This is a genomic window from Pseudomonas fluorescens (assembly GCF_030344995.1).
In the GTDB taxonomy this organism is placed as follows: Bacteria; Pseudomonadota; Gammaproteobacteria; order Pseudomonadales; family Pseudomonadaceae; genus Aquipseudomonas; species Aquipseudomonas fluorescens_BF.
In genome coordinates, this window is sequence record NZ_CP128260.1 from 4,998,527 (window position 1) to 5,017,607 (window position 19,081).

Consider the following 19,081-nt stretch of genomic DNA (forward strand, 5'->3'; position numbering starts at 1 on the left):
TTCAGCAGTGTTCACAAATTTTGTGTTCGACTCGGACCTTGTGGGAGCTGGCTTGCCAGCGATGGGGATCACGCCATCTTCACGCCAGGCGTCAGGGCCGCCGGCAACACCAGGCTTGGAGTTTCCAGCGAGGCCACCGGGTACGCGCAGTAATCCGCCGCGTAGTAGGCGCTGGCGCGGTGGTTGCCCGAGGCACCGACACCGCCGAACGGTGCGCTGCTCGCAGCACCGGTCAGCTGCTTGTTCCAGTTGACGATCCCGGCACGGCTTTCCAGCCAGAACTGCTGGTAGCGCTCTTCGGAATCCGACAGCAGGCCAGCGGCCAGACCAAACGCGGTGTCGTTGGCTTCGGCAATTGCCGCCGCAAAATCGGCGTAACGAATCACCTGCAACAGCGGGCCGAACAGTTCTTCGTCGGAGCGATCGGCAACCGCTGTCACATCTACAATGCCCGGAGTCAGCAGCGCCGACTGCGCCTGTGGCTGAGTCATCGCCAGCAGCGACACTGCGCCATTGGCCAGCAGATGCGCCTGGGCATCCATCAACGCTTTCGCCGCGCCGAGGGAAACCACCGAGCCCATGAACGGCGCCGGTTGCTGATCGAACGCGCCGACCTCGATGGTCGAGCAGACTTCCACCAGACGCTTGAGCAGGCTGTCGCCCCACGCGCCTTCCGGCACCAGCAGACGACGGGCGCAGGTGCAACGCTGACCGGCGGAAATGAATGCAGATTGAATGATCGTGTACACCGCCGCATCAAGATCAGCGACCTGATCGACCACCAGCGGGTTGTTGCCACCCATTTCCAGCGCAAGGATCTTGTCCGGACGACCGGCGAACTGCTGGTGCAGGTGATTGCCGGTACGGCTCGAACCGGTGAAGAACAGACCGTCGATGCCCGGATTCGCCGCCAGCGCAATCCCGGTTTCGCGGGCGCCTTGCAGCAAGTTCAGCACGCCGGCCGGCAGACCGGCTTCGATCCAGCACTTGACCGTCAGCTCGGCGACTTTCGGGGTCAGCTCGCTTGGCTTGAACAACACGCTGTTACCGGCCAGCAGCGCCGGCACGATGTGGCCGTTCGGCAAATGGCCAGGGAAGTTGTAAGGGCCGAACACCGCAACCACGCCGTGGGGTTTGTGGCGCAACACGGCGGTGGCGTCGCCCAGCGGGCCGCTCTTCTCGCCGGTACGTTCGCGGTAGCTCTGCACCGAGATCGCGATCTTGTTGACCATGCTGGTGACTTCGGTCGCGGCTTCCCACAGTGGTTTGCCGGTTTCCTCACCGATGGTGCGGGCCAGTTCGTCGGCGTGGTTTTTCAGCGCAGCGGCGAACGCTTCAAGCACGCTGATGCGATCTTCGAGCGTGCGACGGGCCCAGCCCGGGAACGCCTGACGCGCAGCCTGCACGGCGGACTCGACCTGAGCGGCAGTGGCGCCCTCCCCCGCCCACAGCACTTGCTGGGTCACGGGGTTCAGCGATTGAAAGGCCTCGCCCTGACCGGCCAGCCACTCACCTGCGATGTATAGCGAATTCATTATTTCGACTCCCGGGCAGCAGACAACGCCACGGCGCGAACCTGATCGCCAGCGTTGAGTTGAAGACGTTTGGCGGTCAGCGGATCGACCACCAGCGTACCGGCGGCCAGACGGGCCGGCGCAGCCGTGATGCGGCAGTCTTCGCGTTTGCGGTTATGGATGATGAACGGCGTGGCGTCGTCGCCCGGCGTGCCGATGGCCAGCACCAGCGCTTCGCTGTCACGCACCGCGCGGATCTTGCTGGTCTCGCACTCGATGGCTGGACCTGCGTCGAAGATGTCGACGTAACCCTGATAGCTGAATCCTTCGCTCTTGAGCATCGCCAGTGCCGGCTCGGTGTCCGGGTGCACCTGGCCGATGACGTTGCGCGCGTCCGGCGACAGGAAGCAGGTGTACAGCGGGAATTTCGGCATCAGTTCGGCGATGAACGCCTTGTTGCCGACACCGGTCAGGTAATCGGCCTGGCTGAATTCCATCTTGAAGAAGTGACGACCCAGGCTCTCCCAGAACGGCGAACGACCGGCGTCATCCGACACGCCGCGCATCTCGGCAATGATCTTGTTGCCGAACAGTTGCGGGAATTCGGCGATGAACAGCATCCGCGCCTTGGACAGCATGCGGCCATTGAGGCCGGTGCGGTAATCGGCGTGCAGGAACAGCGAGCACAGCTCGGAGTTGCCGGTCAGGTCGTTGGCCAGGAACAGCGTCGGGATCTCGCGGTAGATGTTCAGTTCCTGCGAGGCGCTGACGGTCAGGCCGACGCGGAAGTTGTACCAAGGCTCGCGCAGACCGACGGCGCCGGCGATGGCGGAAATTCCCACCACACGACCGTCATCGTCTTCGAGCACGAACAGGTAGTCCGCGTCGCCACGACCGGCTTCACCGCGAAAGGTCTTCTCGGCCCAGCCGACCCGGTGGGTCAGGCGCTCTTCGTTGGCCGGCAAGGTGGTCAGGCCGGTGCCGGTGCTGCGGGCCAGGTCGATCAGAGCGGACAAATCGCTGCTGCGTACGGGACGAACAATCATGCTATCTCCTCAAACGGGCCGCCGTGGCCACCCGTGAAACTCGCTAAGGCGTTAAACCGCCACCAGGCGCACGCTGGCACCTTCACCGACGCCCAGGGCTTCGGCCGCTTCCAGATCCAGGGTCACCGGTTTGCCCGGCGCGTAATCCAGTTCCAGCAATACCGCGCGGTAATCCTGCAACTGGGCGTTGGCCACCAGATACTGGCGACCGGCACCTTTGACCGGCTCACCAATCTTCACCGGCACCACGCGGCTCTGGGCGATCGAACGGATCCCCGAAACACGCGCATGCAGGGTCGGGCCACCGTCGAAGATGTCGATGTAGTGATCGGTCTCGAAGCCTTCGCGCATCAGGATGTCGAAGGTGATCTGCGCACGCGGGTGCACCTGGCCCATCGCTTCCTGAGCGGAGTCCGGCAGCAGCGGCACGTAGATCGGGTAATGCGGCATCAGCTCGGCGAGGAACGTGCGGCTTTTCAAGCCGCACAGGCGCTCGGCCTCGGCGTAGTTCAGGTCGAAGAAGTTGCGACCGATGGCGTCCCAGAATGGCGAGTCGCCGTTCTCGTCGCTGTAACCGACGATCTCGGTCACCACCGAATCGGCGAAGCGCTCAGGGTGGCTGGCGACGAACAGCAGACGGCCACGGGAGTTGAGTTCAGACCACGGCGACCCCACCAACTCGCGCTGCACGTAGAAACTGGTCAGCAAGCTGTTGCCGGTCAGGTCGTGGCATTGCGAGAGCACGTGGATCTTGTTGTGGATCTTCAGCTCGCGAGAAGCATGCACGAAGGTCTCGTTGCGAAAGCTGTAGAACGGCTCGGAATAACCGGCCGACGCAACGATCGCCGAGCAGCCCACCAGTTTGCCGGTTGCGGTGTCTTCAAGGACGAAGAAGTAACTCTCTTCGCCGTTGAAGCTCACTTCGGCAGCAAACGAGGCCTCGCTCGCAGCGATCTTGTCGCTCAGGCGTTCAACGTCATCCGGCAAGGAAGTGACACCAATCGGGCTGTCCGCAGCCAGACGCTGTACCTCGCCCAGATCAGCCATTTGCGCGGGGCGCATCACCAGCATGGTGTCACTCCTTTCTCTTATAAATTCACAGAAAAATAACCGGGCACTGACTGCATACACAGAGATCAGTGTGGGAGCGGGCTTGCTCGCGAAAGCGGATTGTCAGTCAACATTTTCGCTGTCTGACCCACCGCTTTCGCGAGCAAGCCCGCTCCCACATTTGATTTTGCCCGGCATCAAAATTGGGTTCGGCGCCTGAAAGTTCCAAGCGCCGAAGGGTCTATCAGGCTTGCGTCAGTTTCGCGGCAGCACGTTCGAAGCGATCCAGACCGACGTCGATGTCCGCGTCTTCAACCACCAGGCTCGGGGCGAAACGGATCACGTCCGGGCCTGCCTGCAGAATCATCAGGCCTTCTTGTTCAGCGGCGTTGAAGATGTCCTTGGCCTTGCCTTTCCAGGCATCGCTCAGCACGCAACCGATCAGCAGACCGAGACCGCGCACTTGGGTGAACAGGCCGTACTTCTCGCCGATCTGTTGCAGGCGGGTCTTGAACTTGTCGTGCTTGGCGTTGACGCCGTTCAGCACCTCAGGGGTGTTGATCACGTCGATTACTGCTTCAGCCACGGCGCACGCCAGCGGGTTGCCGCCGTAAGTGGTGCCGTGAGTGCCGACGACCAGGTGCTTGGCCAGCGCTTCGGTGGTCAGCATCGCGGCGATCGGGAAACCGCCGCCCAGGCTCTTGGCGCTGGTGAGGATGTCCGGAACCACACCGTAATGCTGGTAGGCGAACAGGTTGCCGGTACGGCCCATGCCGGTCTGCACTTCGTCGAACACCAGCAGTGCGTTGTTCGCGTCGCACAGTTCACGGGCACCTTGCAGGTAGGCCAGCTCGGCCGGCAGTACGCCGCCTTCGCCCTGGATCGGCTCCAGAACGACCGCGCAGGTCTTGTCCGAAACAGCGGCTTTCAGTGCCGCCAGATCGTTGTACGGCACGTGGGTGATGCCGGTGATTTTCGGGCCGAAACCGTCGGAGTACTTCGACTGGCCACCGACGTTGACGGTGAACAGGGTGCGGCCGTGGAAGCTGTTGAGCGCGGCGATGATTTCGTATTTCTCGGTGCCGAAACGGTCGAATGCGACGCGACGGGCCAGCTTGAAGGCGGCCTCATTGGCTTCGGCGCCGGAGTTGCAGAAGAACACGCGCTCGGCGAAGGTGGCGTCGATCAGCTTGTGCGCCAGGCGCAGGGCCGGCTCGTTAGTGAACACGTTGGACACGTGCCACAGCTTGTTCGCTTGCTCGGTCAAGGCACCGACCAGCGCCGGATGCGCATGGCCCAATACGTTGACGGCGATGCCGCCGGCGAAGTCGATCAGCTCGCGGCCGGCCTGATCCCAGACGCGGGAACCGGCGCCACGCACCGGAATGAAAGCGGCAGGCGCGTAGTTGGGAACCATAACCTGGTCGAAATCGGCGCGTTGTACCGCAGCGTGCTCAACGGACATCGGAGTCTCCTGATGAGGGCCACCCGCCTGAAACTGGCGAGCGATGGGGGGATTGTAAGGACAGTTTTCAGCCCGGCCTTGTCGCCAAGCGACAACTTCTTATAGCGCAAACCCCGGATTTTCCCGGGTTTACGGCAATGCGACATATAGCGTCGCAAAGGCGCAGTTTAAACTGCCGCCGGCCATTGCAGCAGGCCTGCGAGCATATCAATTGCGAAGGCGCTGCCTGTCATACATCTCTACCACCTGCCGATGGCCGCCTCTTGTTTTGCTTGGGCTCTATTTCCATGCTCAAGGACGCCAACGATGTCATCCACTTCCGGGCACTTGCCCGCCCTTTCCCCCACGCCCGGCGCGGCGGCACTCAACCCGCCGTCTCACTACGAACCGCTGGTCAAAGCGTTTCCCGAATGGCTGGGCAAGGCCTCCCCGGCCCGGCGACTCGCCTTGAAGAACAACCGCCAGCGCCTTACCCATGCGGTGAAGGCAGCCCCGCAAGTGCAGCACGATGCCCTCAGAACCCTCATTGTCGAGTACATGAGAGCGCAAAATAGTGTCGATCAGGTGCTTGACCGCATTCAGGACGCCAGCGCCTTCGCCGAACCGCTGCTGACCGAGGCGCTCAAATCAAGCTTCGGCGTTGACGTAAATGTCAGAGAAACCTTCCTGCATTTGTACATCCCCGTGACCGCATCCGGCATTACCACCGGCACCCGGACATGGACGGTGTCTCTGCTCGACGCTGCCTTGCATAACTTCGAGACCGGCGAAACCGTCGCCGACGCCTATGCCGCCGGCTCATCGTTCATCACCCGCCCCTCGGCAAGCGGGTCATACGAAACGCTGACGCCCCTCAACAAGCATCCGGGGATCGCCCCTTTCACCTGCCTGTGCCGGAAACTGGACATCGGCAGCCGCTACAAAACCTATCTGGAAGAAAACCTGGCAGTGTCCAGTCCGGTGGGGGCCACTGTCCTGCGCCACAAGATCAATGCGGCGCAAAAAACCGCACTGCGCGCAGCCCTGAAACTGGCACGGATGAAGGGCGATATCGACCACGCGCATCTGCATTCGATTGAACGCCTGCTTGATGGCACCCACAACGTGCAAATGGATGGCCGGCCGCTGCTGTGCCAGGACCTGACGATGATGTCGGTCGAGCTGACCGGGATTGTGCTGTTTGCACCCGACCTCGAGCAGGCACGAACCGTGGTGCAGGTGGTGGCTTACATACCCGGCGACCCCCAACATCCCGTCAAGCAATACGCGTCTACAGCCCAACTGGCAGAAGAGCTGATCCGGCAATTGCGCGAAACCGACTACCAGCGATTCTTCAGCCGCTTCGTCGCCCACGATCAACGCGGGCAATTCTTCGGCCAGCTCAAGCAACGTCTGAGTCAGGTGACCTATCACAAGCCACAGGCCGGTGATTTATCGCCTCCCTGGCGCGAAACGCCAGTCGCAAGGCCGGATCTGCAATTTGCCGTTACGCCCATCGCCGGCGAACTCTGGGAACACCTGTATCAGCGCAAGTTGAACAAGATACTCAACGATGCCGCCGTGATCGCGATTCCCACTGCGATGGTTGATCGCAACGCTCGCTGGCGGCGCTGGGATGCACTTGTCAGCGTCGCTGCGTCGATTCTGGAAGCGGCCGCGTTCGTCGTTCTGCCGTTCGTGCCGTTTCTGGGTGAAATGATGATGGCGTACATCACCTACCAATTGCTCGACGAGCTCTTCACCTGCTACGTCGACCTGGCCGAAGGACTCACCACCGAAGCCTTCGAACACTACTTTGCCGCGCTGGAATCCATGATCCAGCTCGGTGCATTCGGAGTCGGTACCGGCATTGCCATGGCGGAACTGCCCAAGGTATTGCCGCCCGAAGTGGTGGCGTTCATGGATCGCTTCCAGCCGGTGAAACTGCGCAACGGCAAGACGCTGTACTGGAAACCGGATCTGAAACCCTACCAGCGCCCATTCACCCCTGCGGCCGATTCCAGTCCCGACGCACAAGGTCTGCACCTGCTTGACGGAAAAAAACTGCTGCCTGCCGATCAGGCGCACTACGCCGTCAGCGATCACGAATATCCCGGCAAGCTGCGCATCGAACACCCCACCCATCCGGACGCCTATCAGCCGATTGTGCGGCACAACGGCGAAGGTGCGTTTCATACCGAGCTGGAAAACCCGCTGCAATGGGACCGCGCCACCGCATTGCGACGGATCGGCCCACGCATGGAACCGTTTGCTCCGGCAAGGCGCGAGCGGATTCTGCAAGTCAGTGGTTACACCGAAGACGGATTACGCAAAATGCACGTCAACCAGGAGCGTGTACCACCGTTGCTGGCCGATACCATCGAGCGTTTCAAGATCGATCAGGACCTGCAGACTTTCATACACCAGCTTTCCAGCGACGACCCCACCGAGTACCGGATGGCCGATCCATTGATTCAGCTGCAATTGCTCAACGAGCAGAACTTGTGGCCTGCCACCCGGCGACTGCGCTTGCTCAACGCCCGAGGCGAAACGATCTGGCAATCCTCCAGTGATGCGCAGCTCCCGCTGACAGACATTCACCAAGGCCAGCTGACCGACGGTGATCTGCTCAAGACCGTGCTGGAATCCCTCAGCGAGCCCGAAAAAAACACGCTGCTCGACGAAGAATTCGGGCAGATGTTTGCCCTTGAAGCCCGCACCCGGCGCCTGCGCGCCAGGCTCGCCGAGATTGCCGATCAACAGCGCCCGAACCTGTTCGAAAAACGCTATCAGTCACTTCAGCACCGCGATATTCCACTGGTAAAGCAGGTGGCCCGACATGTGCCGCAACTGCCCGTCAGAATCACCGAAGAACTCATACACACCGCCACGGGCACCGAGCTGCTGCAACTGGGTGAAGGGCAGTTTCCGCAGCGTCAGCAAAATCTTTCCGAAACCGCCATGCACGAGCTGCGCATCACCCGCGCCTATGAGGGGCTGGAAATCGATTCGGTGCGTAATCCGGATTCCGAGACGCTGGCCCTGCACAGCCTGCAGCTGTTGCCGGGCTGGTCTGAAGGCCTGAACCTGGAAGTCCGTGACCTGACGTTTGCCGGGAACAGTCTCGATACCACCGGCCCCCAGGATGCAGCCATCAAGAAAATCCTCGTACGCCGGGCCGATGGTCTGTGGCAACCGTTCGATCCGGACGGATTGCAATTGCACGGTTCGACGGACTTTTACACCTGCGTGCTTCAAGCCTTGCCGGATGCACAGCGTCAGTCGTTGAACCTGCAGATCGGCGAAGGACCGAAACTCCAGCAACTCATACGCGACAACCCGCTGCCCCGCTCCAGCCTGCGTCTAACGCTGGGCGACACACCGGTGTCGGAATCCGCTCCCGACACCTTGCGCCTGGTGGGTGCGGAAGGTTATTCGCGCAACAGTTCGACGAACCGTTTGCCGCCCACTCTGGAAACACGCACCAGAGACGTGTTTCCTGGGATCACCCGGGACGGCCTGCAAGCGATGGTGCAATACCTGCACAATCTTCCGGGAAATCCGATTGCCGAACTCTCGCGCCTGCGCCTCGAATACGCACGCCTTGAGAGCGACCTCGATCAATGGCGGCTCAGGGCTGTGCGGATCGATCCTGCGACCGGCCGGGAACTGTCCCTCGCCCAGCGGGCAGCCGCAGAGCGCAATCGCCACCTGTTTGCCCGTACCCTGCTCAGTTGCTGGCGCCGGGAAACCCTGGATCGTTTTGGCTATCGCCTGCAGTTCAACGAACCGCTGTTGGGCGATCTCCCGCAGTTGTCAGCCGATTTCAGCCATGTCGTCAACCTGGAACTGAGTGGCAGCGGAACATCCTCAGGCATCGAGACCTTCATCAGTCGCTTCCCTGAACTGAAGCGCCTCGATCTGCGCAACTTCGACCTGCACGATCTGCCGCAAGCCATCGCAACGCCCTCCCTGCGCCAACTGCGGCTGCGCAAATGCGCCATCGTCCTGACCCCGGAAAACCAGGCACTGCTGGCATCCCTTGATGAACTGGTCGAACTGGACCTCAAGGACAATCCGCTGGGTACAGGCCTTGATGTAACCCTCATGTCATCGCTGACGTATCTCAATCTCTCCCGCACCGCGATCGCCGAGATGCCGATCGGGGTGATCGACCACCCGAGAATCAGAAGCGCCTGGTTGAGCGACAACCTGATCACCACGCTGCCTGATGCCCTGTTTGAACTCCCGCCCGACTTCGGCGCCGGGTACGACCTCTCGGGAAACCCGCTCTCTGCGGTCACGCGCGAACACGTTAAAAACCATTTCACGCGGACCGGACTCAATTTCGGCGTGCGTGCCGAGCAGACAGATATAACCCGCACCCGGGCACTGTTTCCGGACATCGATGACAGCCAGGCCAGCGGCCTGATCTACAACCTGCCCGGCTCGCTGATTCAGGGTCGACTGCAACTGACCGTGTGGGAAACGGAGTTGGCCACGCTGAACGCCGATCTGGTTTCATGGACAAGAGACATTCCCGACCGCGATCCGATCAGTGGCACCACCCTGGAGGCGAACGAGCGCTTTACCGAACTGGACGCCCGCGAAACGTTCGCCGGCAATCTGTTGCGCCTGTGGCGACACCGTTCAAGCAGCCCTCCATACGCCAGAGCCGATGTCCTTTCGATCCAGGCCACCTTCAGGGGGGATTTGCCGGCATTGAACGCCGATTTCAACCATATCACCCAGCTGACTCTCAACGGCAACAAGGGCATTGGCGGCAACACGGCATTCCTGAGAAGTTTCCCCCGACTCAAACGGCTGATGCTGCGCAACGGCGAGATTGATCAGTTGCACACGATGCTCAATGGCCTGCCGATGATGGAGATACTGGTACTGGACCACTACGGTGTGACGTTCACTACCGAATCGCTGACAGCGCTGGCCAACATGCCTGGGCTCGAATCACTGGAACTGCCCGGCAACCCGCTGGGGCTGGTGCCCGACCTGCGAACGCTGAGCTCACTGACCTATCTCGATCTGTCGCGCACCGGCCTGATGGAAATACCGTCCGGCCTGATCGGCCACCCGACACTCAAGACCGCCATTCTCAGCGAGAACCGGATCACCGATTTGCCGGAAGGCTTGTTCGAAATGCCGGCGCAAGTCACCGACGGTTATGACCTGTCGAATAACCCGCTGGATGCGACCACCCGCGAACGTATCAAGCGACACCAGCGTGAAACCGGCCAGGATTTCGCCGTGCTCGCCGATCGCGCGGATATCGACTCCATCCAGCAACTGTTTGCCGACCTCGATGATCAGGATGCCAGCGACGTGTTCTACAGCTTGCCGGGATCGATCGAGCAAGGTCGTAGCCAGGTCAGGCACTGGCAGGCGGAATTCCGCCAAATGAAAGATGAACTGTTGCAGTGGGAGGCGGCTGCGCCGAGCACTCACCCGCTTACGGGGCAGAGGCTAAGCCCGTGGCAGATGTCGGCGATGCATACCAACCGGCGTATTTTCACCCAACGTATTGAAGAACTATGGCGCTTCCGGTCTGCCGAAAAACCCGCTGAGCGAGGCGATGTACTGATTGCCGGTCTGCCCTTCATTGGAGATTTGCCTGAACTGTCGGCCGACTTCAGCCATATCATCGACCTGACGCTTGATGGCAATCCGAACCTGGGCAATATCGACGGGTTCCTCTCGGGCTTTACCGGCCTGCGCCATCTGGAATTGCATGATTTCAGACTCGAACACCTGCCACAGGCTTGCGAGCGCATGCCTTTACTGGAGCGCCTGGTGCTGGAGTCCTGTGGGCTGAGCCTGACACCGCAAACCCAGGCCCGCCTCTCTTCGATGACCCGTTTGCAATTCCTTAATCTCAGCCATAACCCGCTGGGTACCGCACCACACTTGAACACATTGCCAGCACTGGCCCACCTGCGTCTGGCAGACACCGGGATCTCTGATCTGCCGGTTGGCCTGGTCGAACACCCGACGCTGAACATGGCTGACTTCGATCAAAACCGGATCAGCGAACTGCCCGACAGTCTTTACGAACTCCCGGCACTGTCGCCCAAGCAGTTCACCCTGGGTGAAAACCCTCTGTCCCCGGCCACCCGCGATCGGATCAAGACCAGCTACCAGCGCAATCGGCAGAACTTCGGGGTATCGATGCCACAGGCCGATATCGACCGTGTACGCGCACTGTTTCCAGCGCTGGATGCAGAGCAAGCGAATCACTTGCTCTATTTGTTGCCGGGAACAATCGATGAGGGACGCGCCCGGATCGGCCACTGGGAAACGGAATGGCAGCAGATGAATGCGACTCTCGGAACATGGGCCGCAGAACCACCCGAACTGCATCCATCCAGTGGCATACGGCTTACCGATGCGGAAAAAACCGCTGAGCGCTCCGGGCGCGATCAATATCGCCGCGACCTGCAAGCGTTCTGGCGCGAACGCTCGACTATCCGGCCCGATGTTCGCTCGGGCAGCCTGACTCTCAACCTCTCCTTTAGCGGTGAGTTGCCCCCGCTGAGCGCAGACTTCAGCCATGTCACAACGCTGTCGATGACTGGCAATTCCCGACTGCGCATAGGCGACAGTTTCTTCAACACGTTCACAGGACTGAAGACTCTGGAATTGCGTGACTTGGGACTGCGGCAGATACCGGATTCATTCAGGCAAATGTCAGCCATGGAAAGCCTGGTGCTGAGCAACTGCGCCTTGAAACTGGATGTCGAAGGTCGCACCACCCTCGCCACGATGACAGGCCTGAAAAAGCTCGATCTGTACAACAATCCGCTGGGGCTGGCGCCGCTGATTGATGCCCTGCCGAATCTGGATTTTCTGGATTTGACCAGCACTGGGTTAGACGAAGTGCCTGCCGGACTAATCAATCATCCGACACTGGACATCGCCATCCTCGGCAACAATCGCATCAGCGTAATCCCTGAAGAAATTTTCAACTTGTCGGCAGAAACCGGTAACGGCTACGACTTTGGCAACAATCCCCTGAGCCCTGCGACTCGCGAACGGGTCAAGGACTACTTCAGGCGTACCGGCGGTGATCTCGGCGTGCTTGCCGATGAGACGGATCTTGCGCGGGTGCAAACCCTCTACCCCACGCTGGACAACGAGCAGGCCACTACCCTGATTTATCGTCTGCCCGGCAGCCTGGCCGACGGTCGCAACGAACTGACACGCCTGGAAAAAGTGCTGAGCGATCTCAACCGCAACCTCGCTCGCTGGAGCAGCGACATTCCTGTGAATCCGCTCACCGGCGAGCCACTGTCCGAAACCGCGCGATCGCACCAGGAGCAACTGCGCTCACAGTTCGCCGAAGCGCTGCTGACCTGCTGGCGCAGTGTTCCGCTGGAGGACTCGATCCTCGACACTTACGGGTTCAGCCGTGCGATTGACTTCACCGGAGAACTGCCGACACTGGGCACCGAGTTTCTTCACGTACCTGATCTGTATCTGGCGGGTGACGGCCATTCGACGCGACTCGGGCGCTTCCTTGAAGCGTTCCCCAACATCGACAGCCTGGCCATCCGGGCAATCAATCTGGGCGACATACCCAAGGACGTTTACACCCTGAACCGACTGACAGCCCTGAGTCTGTCGGATTGCGGAATCAGCCTGACACCCGAGTCTGTTGCGGCACTGGCAGGCATGGATAAACTCGAGGTGCTCAATCTGAGCGACAACCCCCTGGGACTGGCCCCCGACCTCAGCAACCTGCAGAGCCTGACCGAACTGGACCTGAGCAATACCGGAATCTCCGAAATCCCGAAAGGCGCACTGGAAAACCTGCACTGGGGCGAGATTGACCTGTCCGGCAATGCCATTACCGAGGTGCCGGAAACCCTGATGGATGTGCCCCCGACCATCGGTGACCGCTACGACTTGCGCGACAACCCATTGTCGGCACAGAGCCTGGCGCGCGTGCGCGCCTACTATCACGAGACGGGTAACGACCTGAACGTCGATGGCATTGACGGCACACCGCGACCACCACAGCTGAGGCCGGATATGGAAGTAGAAGACTGATCGAGCTGCAGCCATGGCCGCTCGTGCCATGGCTTTATCGGCGATGGATCAACCGCGCTCGGGCGGCACCGACGACAGTTCGAACGGGCTGCTGCTGCGCCGCTGATTGCGGTCTTCCCGTGGGGTGGCACCGAAGAAGTTGCGGTAGGCGCTGGAGAAATGCGGCCCCGAGGAGAACCCGCACGACAGGCCGATCTGGATGATCGACTTGCTGGTCTGCATCAACATCTGCCGGGCCTTGTTCAGGCGCAATTCCAGGTAGTACTGGCTCGGCACGCGGTTGAGGTATTGCTTGAAGATCCGTTCCAGCTGACGGCGAGACACGCACACATGCTGGGCGATTTCGTCGGTGGTCAGCGGCTCTTCGATGTTGGCTTCCATCAGCAACACTGCCTGGGTGAGCTTTGGATGGCTGGAGCCGAGGCGGTTCTGCAACGGAATCCGCTGACGCTCGCCGCCTTCGCGGATGCGCTCGACCACCAGTTCTTCGGAGACCGCACCGGCCAGTTCCGCACCATGATCGCGGGCCAGCACCGCCAGCAGCAAATCAAGTACCGACATGCCGCCGCACGCGGTCAGGCGATCACGATCCCAATCAAAGAGATGACTGGTGGCGATGACTTTCGGGAAGCGCTCGGCGAAATCGTCCTGCCAGCGCCAGTGCACCGCCGCGCGGTAACCGTCGAGCAGACCGAGCTGCGCCAGCGGGTACACACCGGCCGACAGGCCGCCGATCACGCAACCGGCACGCACCAGTTGCTTGAGCGCGCTGCTGAGAGCCGGCGCCAACGTGGTCGGTGGCTCGTCAGCGAGCAGGAACAGTTTCTGGAAGTTTTCGAGTTTGCCGGCCCAGGGTTCGCCGGGCAGTTGCCATTCACCTTCGGTCGGTGCTTCAGCCTGCAGGAATGACAACTCGTAAACCACGTCCGGATGCACACGCTGGGCAACACGCAAGGCCTCCTCTGCCAGCGCCAAAGTCAGAGCTTTAGTGCTGGGCCAAATCAGGAAACCAATTCGATGGGCAGTCATGGGCGGGCAATCCGAAGCGAAGAACGGTGATGAAGGCAAGGGCCAATGCTAGCCCGAAAATGAACACAAATCTTGAAACTGGCGCAGATCCCTTGTGGGAGCGGGCTTGCTCCCACAGAGGAATCTGGTCCGCCTTCAGATCGCGCAGCATGACCTAATCTGGTGCATAACGGGAGCGATTACTTGAGGCTGCCCGAGAGGAATTGTTGCAAACGTTCCGACTGCGGATTGACCAGCACTTCACGCGGGTTGCCGCTTTCTTCGACGACGCCTTTGTGCAAAAACACCAGCTGGTTCGACACTTCACGGGCGAAGCCCATTTCGTGAGTCACCACCACCATGGTCCGGCCTTCCTGAGCGAGGGCCTGCATGACTTTCAGCACGTCGCCGACCAGTTCCGGGTCGAGGGCCGAAGTCGGTTCGTCGAACAGCATCACTTCCGGTTCCATCGCCAGCGCACGGGCGATCGCCACACGCTGCTGTTCGCCACCGGACATGTGCCCCGGGAACGCATCCTTACGATGAGCCACACCAACCTTGTTCAGGTAGTGCTCGGCTTTCTCGCGGGCTTCGGCCTTGGACACGCCCAGCACGTGAACCGGCGCTTCCATGATGTTTTCCAGCGCGGTCATGTGCGACCACAGGTTGAAATGCTGGAACACCATCGACAGGCGCGAACGCATGCGTTGCAGCTGCTTCGGATCAGCGGCTTTCAGCGCGCCGTCCTTGTTCGCTACCAGCTTCAACTCTTCGTTGTTGAGCAGGATCTTGCCCGCGTGCGGCTGCTCGAGCAGGTTGATGCAGCGCAGGAAAGTACTTTTGCCGGAGCCACTGGAGCCGATGATGCTGATCACATCGCCGGCGGCCGCTTTCAGGGAAACGCCCTTGAGCACTTCGTGACTGCCATAGCGTTTATGCAGGTCTTGGACTTCAAGTTTGTACATGCGGTCGGTTCTCACAAAAACAGTCAGTCGTTGAGCAAAGGGCCGTCGCGCAGCGCATCGCGCCCCGCCACTTTGGCCAGCCAGAAACCGGGTTGGGCGTAACGCAGCCGCTCAATGGCAAACAGCACCCCGGACGTACCAGCACACACCGTGCTGACCCGATCCGACAGCGGATCGATCACTTCGAAAATCTTGTCACCGGCTTCAACCCACTCGCCGGGCTTGCGCAGAAAACTCACCACGCCCGGATGCGGTGGCAGGAGCAATTCAGTGCCTTCAAACGGCATGCCCTCGCACGGCTCGTGCGCCGCGCTCGGCCACTCACCACGGATCAGGCCTTGCTCGGCAAGGAACGCCAGAATCCCTTCGGCCCAGGCTTCAGCCTGCGCAGGCGTGGTGTCAGCCTGACCACCCAGCTCAACGGTGGTTGCCAGGCACGCCAGTGGAATCTGCGCGTCCGGGAACAGCCGCGACAGACGCAGCCACGGCAGCGAACAGGCTTCATCGAACGAGCTGCCGCCGGAATCTTCCGCCAGCAGGCCGACCTTCACATCCAGGTGCGCGGCGAGCGAACGCCACTGCGGCCAGTGCTGCGGCAAGGCGTACATGTGCAGCGCGGCTTCGCAGTCGCAATGCAGATCCAGCACCACATCGGCGGTGGCGGCGTGTTGCAGCAAGATGCGCTGCATGCCTTGCAACTGGCTGCTGGCCTCGGGCAACGCTGCCAGATGGTCAGCCATCGCCTGACGGATCAGACGGATGTTGGCGTGCGGATCATCACCGAGTTGTCCTTCAAGCCTGGCGGCCACCGGGGCGCTGAGCTCGACGAAATCACGGTTGAAATTCTTGCCGCTGCCGGCCTCGAAACGTCCCTGGTGATTGCCTTGCAGCAACTGGCCAAGCCCCAGCGGGTTGGCCACCGGCACCAGTTCGATGACGCCGTTGAGCAGGCCCTTGGCTTCGAGTTCGCCGAGGCGTTTTTTCAGTTCCCAGGCGGTGCGCATGCCGGGCAGTTCGTCGGCGTGGAGGCTGGCCTGGATGTAGGCCTTGCGCTCACCGCTGCCGAAGCGAAAGACCGAAATCCGGCGCTCGCTGCCCAGGTGGCTCCACGGCAGAACGTGGTCGATGCGTTCCATATCAGTGCTTCCTCGGGGCCAGGTAGCTCAGCCAGCGACGTTCGGCCAGCTTGAACAGGCGCACCAGAATGAAGGTCAGGCACAGGTAGAACACGCCGGCGGTGATGTACGCCTCGAACGGCAGATAGAACTGCGCGTTGACGGTACGGGCCGCGCCGGTGATGTCGATCAGGGTGACGATGGACGCCAGACTGGTGGTCTGCAACATCATGATCACTTCGTTGCTGTACTGCGGCAGTGCCCGGCGCAGGGCCGATGGCAGCAGGATGCGCTTGTACATCTTGAAGCGCGACATGCCCATGGCCTTGGCTGCTTCGATCTCGCCGTTCGGCGTGGCCTTCAGGCTGCCGGCGATGATTTCGGCGGTGTAGGCGCTGGTGTTGATCGCGAACGCCAGGCACGCACAGAACGTTGCGCTGGACAGCCACGGCCAGAGGAAGCTTTCACGCACCGCTTCGAACTGGGCCAGACCGTAGTAGATCAGGAACAGCTGAACCAGCATCGGCGTGCCGCGAATCACGTAGGTGTAGAGCCAGGCTGCGCCATTGACCACGGCGTTCTTGGACACACGCATCAGGCCCAGCGGCAGGGCCGCAAGCAGACCGAAGAACAGCGACAGCGCGAGCAACTTGAGGGTGGTGACCAGACCGCCGAGGTACAGCGGCAGGGCCTCCCAAATGACGTTGTAGTCGAAGATCATAGATCAGCCGCCCTTACGCCTACCGAGTAGCGCTTCTCAAGGTGACGCAGCGCCAGCAACGAGACACTGGTGATCACCAGGTACATCGCCGCCACTGCGAGGAAGAAGGTGAAAGGCTCGCGGGTGGCGTCGGCCGCCTGCTTGGCCTTGAACATCATGTCTTGCAGACCGACCACGGAAATCAGCGCGGTGGCCTTGGTCAACACCAGCCAGTTGTTGGTGAAGCCCGGAATCGCCAGACGAATCATCTGCGGCACCAGCACCCGGAAGAACACCTGGAAGCTGCTCATGCCGTACGCCATGCCGGCTTCGGCCTGACCTTTGGGAATTGCCATGAACGCGCCGCGGAAGGTTTCCGAAAGGTACGCACCGAAGATGAAGCCGAGGGTGCCGATACCGGCGGCCAGCGGGTTCAGGTCGATGTAGTCGTCATAGCCGAGCATTGGCGCGACACGGTTGAGCAGGTCCTGACCGCCGTAGAAGATCAGCAGGATCAGCACCAGGTCGGGAATCCCGCGAATCACCGTGGAATACAGATCGCCCAGCCACGCCAGCCAGCGCACCGGCGACAGGCGCAACGCGACGCCGATCAGCCCGAGAACGATGGCCAGGGCCATGGACGACAAGGCGAGCTGAAGCGTCAGCCAAGCGCCATCGAGGATGACAGCCCCGTAGCCTTTCAACATGATTCAGGTCCTCGAAAGTTGGGATGAAAAAATGGCGCAAACCGCAGAGATCCTGTTGCTTGCGCCATTTCGGACGGGTCGAGCGACGTCTTTACTTGCCGTAAATGTCGAAGTCGAAGTACTTGTCCTGGATTGCCTTGTACTTGCCGTTCTCGCGGATGGCCGCGATGGCGGTGTTGATCTTGTCTTTCAGGGCGTCGCCCTTGCGTACCGCGATGCCTACGCCGTCGCCGAAGTATTTGACGTCGGTGAACGCCGGGCCCACGAACGCGAAGCCTTTGCCGGCGTCGGTTTTCAGGAAGCCGTCATTCAACAGCGTAGCGTCCGCCACGGTGCCGTCGAGGCGGCCGGCGGCCACGTCGAGGTAGATTTCGTTCTGCGAGCCGTACGGCTTGATCTCGGCACCCAGCGGGGCCAGAACTTCGCGGGCGAAACGCTCGTGGATCGAACCACGCTGCACGCCGATGTTCTTGCCCTTGAGCTCAGCCAGACCTTCGCTGACCTGAGTGCCTTCCTTCATCACGAGGCGGGCCGGGGTGTTGTAGTACTTGTTGGTGAAGTCCACGGACTTCTTGCGGTCTTCAGTGATGGACATGGACGACAGGATCGCGTCGATCTTGCGCACTTTGAGTGCCGGGATCAGACCGTCGAACTCTTGCTCGACCCACTGGCACTTGACCTTCATTTCTTCGCACAGCGCGTTGCCGATGTCGTAGTCGAAACCGACGATGCTGCCGTCCGGCGCTTTGGAGGCGAATGGAGGGTAAGCCGCTTCGATACCGATTTTCAGAGGCTTTTCATCGGCGAATGTCGGCAGGGACAGCACGGACAGTGCCAGGGCGCCAAGCAGCACAAGTTTCTTCATCTTGGGACTCCATCGGTAAAGGGCAAAAACGGCAGAGTGAGCGACAGCCCAATATGCGAATGGGTGAAACAGAAAAGCGGTGCTGCATCCGTGGGAAATTTCCCATTGAAACCGTCAGCGATTTCAACACGAGCCACGACGAGCGAGTGATCGGCATTCTAACGACAGGCCCGAAGCCGATATTTCTTCAATGCGACAACTAATTACAGATGCACCGAGAAACCCGCTTGAGCACATTGACAGCCCTGCAATTTCATGCCAGAGCGAAAGACAGTGAACCGATCCATGCTGCAAATTGCGGGCCTATTATTCGCAAACCCTTCTAATCCGGCAAGCGCGGGGTTATGTCTTATTTTTCACCGGGTGTTTTGAGGCTCTAAAACGGGGCGATGCGTTTCCGGATGCCCCGTTGCGGAGCGGGCGGTTACACATTCAGTTACTTGAAGGCGGACGGGTAACAGTGGGAATGGGCTGACGGAGCAATTCGATAATTATTGGTTGCAGATCACCCACGCCCTGCCCGCCCCCTAACTGATCGTTCCCACGCTCCGCGTGGGAACGCAGCCCGGGACGCTCCGCGTCCCAAGAGCGGACGCAGAGCGT

The 19,081-nt window shown here is 60.8% G+C and carries 11 protein-coding genes; 1 reads left to right on the forward strand and 10 read right to left on the reverse strand.

The window, feature by feature from the left end; genetic code table 11:
- Positions 1-68: 68 nt before the first annotated feature.
- The 4 genes from astD to QR290_RS22415 all read right to left on the reverse strand — a co-directional run bounded on the left by astD (position 69) and on the right by QR290_RS22415 (position 5,075).
- Positions 69-1,538, reverse strand: coding sequence for a succinylglutamate-semialdehyde dehydrogenase (gene astD, locus QR290_RS22400; protein WP_289205323.1), 1,470 nt, complete (start codon positions 1,536-1,538; stop codon positions 69-71).
- Complete coding sequence (astA, locus tag QR290_RS22405; RefSeq protein WP_007951056.1) at positions 1,535-2,560, reverse strand: arginine N-succinyltransferase; 1,026 nt, start codon at positions 2,558-2,560, stop codon at positions 1,535-1,537. Before astA ends, astD begins: the two co-directional genes overlap by 4 nt.
- 51 nt (positions 2,561-2,611) lie before the next feature.
- Entirely contained in the window at positions 2,612-3,631 is a 1,020-nt protein-coding gene (gene aruF / locus QR290_RS22410; RefSeq protein ID WP_007951057.1) for an arginine/ornithine succinyltransferase subunit alpha, read from the reverse strand.
- A 223-nt stretch (positions 3,632-3,854) separates the two neighbouring features.
- Positions 3,855-5,075, reverse strand: coding sequence for an aspartate aminotransferase family protein (locus tag QR290_RS22415; protein ID WP_289203632.1), 1,221 nt, complete (start codon positions 5,073-5,075; stop codon positions 3,855-3,857).
- Between the two features lie 306 nt (positions 5,076-5,381).
- Here QR290_RS22415 and QR290_RS22420 point away from each other — a divergent pair, with 306 nt between their 5' ends.
- Positions 5,382-13,118 carry a dermonecrotic toxin domain-containing protein gene (locus QR290_RS22420; protein ID WP_289203633.1) on the forward strand — a complete coding sequence of 2,579 codons (7,737 nt, stop codon included), beginning with the start codon at positions 5,382-5,384 and terminating at the stop codon, positions 13,116-13,118.
- A 48-nt stretch (positions 13,119-13,166) separates the two neighbouring features.
- Here the strand turns inward: QR290_RS22420 and argR are convergent, their stop codons facing one another.
- From argR to QR290_RS22450, 6 genes are all read right to left on the reverse strand, one after another.
- Entirely contained in the window at positions 13,167-14,147 is a 981-nt protein-coding gene (argR, locus tag QR290_RS22425) for a transcriptional regulator ArgR (protein ID WP_085709719.1), read from the reverse strand.
- Between the two features lie 179 nt (positions 14,148-14,326).
- A complete protein-coding gene (locus tag QR290_RS22430; protein WP_003227281.1) occupies positions 14,327-15,091 on the reverse strand; it encodes an ABC transporter ATP-binding protein in 765 nt (254 codons plus the stop codon).
- 23 nt (positions 15,092-15,114) lie between these two features.
- Positions 15,115-16,227 (reverse strand): succinylglutamate desuccinylase/aspartoacylase family protein, encoded by a 1,113-nt coding sequence (locus tag QR290_RS22435; protein ID WP_289203634.1) that lies wholly within the window; start codon positions 16,225-16,227, stop codon positions 15,115-15,117.
- A 1-nt stretch (position 16,228) separates the two neighbouring features.
- The gene (locus QR290_RS22440) at positions 16,229-16,927 is read right to left on the reverse strand and encodes an ABC transporter permease (RefSeq protein WP_007951062.1); all 699 of its coding nucleotides are present in this window, start codon (positions 16,925-16,927) and stop codon (positions 16,229-16,231) included.
- On the reverse strand, positions 16,924-17,613 hold the full coding sequence (locus tag QR290_RS22445) for an ABC transporter permease (RefSeq protein WP_007951063.1): 690 nt from the start codon (positions 17,611-17,613) through the stop codon (positions 16,924-16,926). The genes QR290_RS22440 and QR290_RS22445 overlap by 4 nt, the downstream gene beginning before the upstream one ends.
- A gap of 91 nt (positions 17,614-17,704) precedes the next feature.
- Positions 17,705-18,478 carry an ABC transporter substrate-binding protein gene (locus QR290_RS22450; protein WP_064383630.1) on the reverse strand — a complete coding sequence of 258 codons (774 nt, stop codon included), beginning with the start codon at positions 18,476-18,478 and terminating at the stop codon, positions 17,705-17,707.
- Positions 18,479-19,081 lie beyond the last annotated feature (603 nt).